The 3,843-nt window shown below is 65.6% G+C and carries 3 protein-coding genes; all 3 read right to left on the bottom strand.

Annotated elements, in window-relative coordinates:
• Positions 1 to 57: 57 nt before the first annotated feature.
• Positions 58 to 675 carry a GTP cyclohydrolase I FolE gene (gene folE, locus MJ783_RS11565; RefSeq protein WP_370651601.1) on the bottom strand — a complete coding sequence of 206 codons (618 nt, stop codon included), beginning with the start codon at positions 673 to 675 and terminating at the stop codon, positions 58 to 60.
• A gap of 74 nt (positions 676 to 749) precedes the next feature.
• Complete coding sequence (gene ftsH / locus MJ783_RS11560; protein WP_239310409.1) at positions 750 to 2,918, bottom strand: ATP-dependent zinc metalloprotease FtsH; 2,169 nt, start codon at positions 2,916 to 2,918, stop codon at positions 750 to 752.
• Between the two features lie 299 nt (positions 2,919 to 3,217).
• Positions 3,218 to 3,843, bottom strand: a 626-nt coding sequence (gene hpt, locus MJ783_RS11555) for a hypoxanthine phosphoribosyltransferase (protein WP_239310408.1), incomplete at its 5' end; no start/stop codon positions are given.

Raw genomic sequence — 3,843 nt, 5'->3', positions numbered from 1 at the left:
TGCCAGGACCGGGCGTCGGACTGGCCCGGTCCCTGACAGCCCGCGATGAGCCCCCACTCAGCGATGGCTGAGGATCAGTGACATCCCCTCACCGCGGGTCGCGGTGTTCAGGAACTGGCCACGTACGGCTGAGGTGACCGTACGGGCTCCTGGTTTACGGACTCCGCGCATGGACATGCACAGATGTTCGGCCTCGACCACGACCATGACTCCACGGGGTGACAGCGCCCGCTCCAGCGCGTCGGCGATCTGGGTCGTCAGCCGTTCCTGCACCTGCGGACGGCGCGAGTACAGGTCGACGAGCCTCGCCAGCTTCGACAGCCCGGTGATCTGCCCGCTTTCGTTCGGGATATAGGCGACATGCGCTTTGCCCGCGAAGGCGACCAGATGGTGTTCGCACAATGACGTGAAGTCGATGTCGCGAACCAGCACCATCTCTTCGTGACCTTCGTCGAAAACGGTGGTGAGCACCTCGGACGGGTCCCGCCCGAGGCCCTCGACCGCCTCCTGATAGGCCCGCGCGACCCGTTCGGGGGTTTTACGCAGGCCTTCTCGATCCGGGTCCTCCCCGATGCCGATCAGAAGCTCACGAACAGCGCGAGCCACCCGGTCGTGATCGAAGGGACGGATCAGCCGTGATTCCGGCTCCAGCCGCTGCCGCTCGGATACACCGATCCCAGCGGCATCCGCGGGAACGTCGACGGGAGCTGAAGATGTGTACCCGGTAGATGCGAGACCGTAATCGGCCGTCAACGGCGTCCCCTGTCGTCGTTCGGCAGTGTCGGCGGTGCCCATGGATTGGAGATCTTCGGGGTGTTCGAAGTCGGCTCCGCGGGGGCCGCGCCACCGTCCGGGTTCTGCTCCGCCGTTCTGGCCGAGTCATCAGGGGGAACCTGAGCGGTCCCGGAGCCATTCCCACTGCCCGCCGGCAGGCCGCCGCCGTTGCCGTGCGCGGCACCATTGGTACGGCCGCCCTGACCGGCGGTGGTGCTGGGGATCAGTTCCGGGACGCCGCCGGGTTTGGTCAGCCCCAACTCGGCTGGGGTCATCACCGGCGGCCGGTCGGACGGGAGGCGCTTGCCGACACCCGTGTACGAACCGCGGCTGGGCCGTTTCTGGACCGTCGCAAAGATCTCCAGGACCTCGTCTTTGCCGAGCGTCTCGACATCCATCAGCCGCAGAACGAGATTGTCCAGCACGTCCCGGTACTGAACGAGGATCTCCCAGGCCTCGTCATGCGCCGTCTCGATCAGATGCCGAACCTCCGCGTCGATCTCCGCGGCGACCTGTTCGGAATAGTCGCGCTGGTGGCCCATGTCGCGCCCGAGGAACACCTCGTTGCTCTCGCCGCCGAACTTCAGCGCCCCCAGCTTGTCGCTCATGCCGAACTGGGTGACCATAGCGCGGGCGATCTTCGTTGCCTTCTCGATGTCGTCGCTGGCGCCCGTGGTCGGCTCGTGGAAGACAAGCTCCTCGGCGGTCCGTCCGCCCAGGAACATCGCGAGCTCGTCCAGCATCTCCGATCGGGTGCGCAGGTAACGGTCCTCGAGCGGCAGCTGCATGGTGTAACCGAGCGCCCGGCCGCGGGGCAGAATCGTAACCTTGTGGACGGGATCGCTGTTCGGCAGGGCATGCCCGACAAGGGCGTGTCCACCCTCGTGGTAGGCGATCCGCTTCTTCTCCCTGTCGCTCATGACCCGGTTCTTGCGTTCCGGCCCGGCCATCACCCGGTCGATCGACTCCTCCAACAGGGCGGGGGAGATGAGCTTCTGATCGGACCGTGCTGTGAGCAACGCGGCCTCGTTGAGCACGTTCGCGAGGTCCGCGCCGGTGAACCCCGGGGTGCGGCGCGCGATGATGAGCATGTCGACATCCGGTTCCATCGGCTTGCCCTTGGCATGCACCTTCAGGATCGCCTCGCGGCCGAGGAGGTCGGGGCGGTCGACAACGATCTGCCGGTCGAACCGTCCCGGCCGTAGCAACGCCGGGTCCAGGATGTCGGGCCGGTTCGTCGCCGCGATGAGAATGACGCCGCCCTTGACGTCGAACCCGTCCATCTCGACCAACAACTGGTTGAGGGTCTGTTCGCGTTCGTCGTGGCCACCGCCGAGCCCGGCGCCGCGGTGGCGTCCCACCGCGTCGATCTCGTCCACGAAAATGATCGCTGGGGCGTTGGTCTTGGCCTGCTCGAACAGATCCCGTACCCGGCTTGCGCCGACACCCACGAACATCTCGACGAAGTCCGAGCCGGAGATCGAGTAGAAGGGCACCCCGGCCTCACCCGCGACCGCTCGGGCCAGCAGGGTTTTGCCTGTCCCAGGCGGCCCGTACAGCAGCACACCTTTGGGGATCTTGGCTCCCATCGCCTGGAACTTGCCTGGGTTCTCCAGGAACTCCTTTATCTCCTGGAGTTCCTCGATCGCCTCGTCGGCACCCGCGACATCAGCGAAGGTCGTTTTCGGCGTGTCCTTGCTGACGAGCTTGGCCTTGGACTTGCCGAAGTTCATGACCCGGTTGCCGCCGCCCTGCATCTGGTTCATGAAGAAGAACAGCAGGAGAACAACGAGCAGTACCGGGAGCAGGTTCAGCAGCAGCGACAGGAAGATGTTGCCCTGTTCGACCTTGACCTCGTAGGCGATCCGCTGGCTGTGCAGTTCGCCGGCGAGCCCGACCGCCTGGTCGGTGACGTAGGACGACTCGTACTTCGAGCCGTCCTTTGTCTTGATCTGAATGCGTTGTTTGGAGTCCTGGATTGTGGCGCTGGCAACCTGGCCCGATTCGATCTGTTGCTGGATGTAGTTCAGGTCACGCTTGGAGTACTCGCTTGACCCCGACAACACCCCGGTCGTGAGAATGATCACAAACAGGGCCAGGAGCAGCAGAGGCACCCAGCTGCGGAAGATTCTTCTTGGAGTCATCTGCCTGGAGCGCTGGACACGCGCGCTCCACCCTCCTGACGTGTGTGCCGCCCTCGTTCGGGATTCCCTTGTGCCGAGGGTACCGCCGGTACGCGCGCCCTACCGCGCGTACATCCGAGCAACGGGCAACGGAAGCGTCCCGTTCCACCGCGGTGCCCTGAATGGGCGATTCGTTGAACAGGCCGGTGGCTGACGGAGTACGTGGCGCTCAGTAGGGCCTCCCAGCGCGCGGTAGCCTAGGTCTCTCGACTCGGCCGGCCGCATCCCGGTTGACGCTGGCGGTCTGCCGGGTCCTTGCGTCACCGGGCACCGCGCTCGATCGCCTCCTGGGTCAGCGTCCCGACATATGGCAGGGTGCGGTAGCTCTCGGCGTAGTCGAGGCCATAGCCAACCACGAAGGCGCTCGGGATGTCGAAGCCGACATAGCGGACGTCGATGTCAACGGCCAGCGCCTCCGGCTTGCGCAGCAGCGCGAGTACCTCCACGGACGCGGGTCCTCGCGAGCGCAGGTAGCGCAGCAGCCACGACAGGGTCAGGCCCGAGTCGATGATGTCCTCGACGACCAGGACGTCCTTGCCCTCGATGGGCTGATCCAGGTCTTTGAGGATGCGCACCACACCAGAGGACGATGTCGCCGAGCCGTACGACGACACGGCCATGAACTCCATGGTCAGCGGTATCGTCAGGAGCCGGGACAGGTCCGCCATCACCATCACGGCACCCTTGAGGACACCGACGAGCAGCACCTCGCGGCCGGCGTAGTCGGCATCGACCAGCGCCGCCAGCTCCCTGAGCTTGTTGGCGATCTCGCTGGTGCTGACAAGGACCTCGTCGATGTCCGGGTGCGGGCTGGCCGGCGGCCGATCCCCGGTTCCGGTTCCGGTTCCGTCTGGTTCGGCTCGGTGGGGCACCGTGTGCGCATTGG

It is taken from the genome of Protofrankia sp. Cj3 (assembly GCF_917627355.1).
In the GTDB taxonomy this organism is placed as follows: Bacteria; Actinomycetota; Actinomycetes; order Frankiales; family Frankiaceae; genus Protofrankia.
This window is presented reverse-complemented; position numbering and strand designations above follow the sequence as displayed.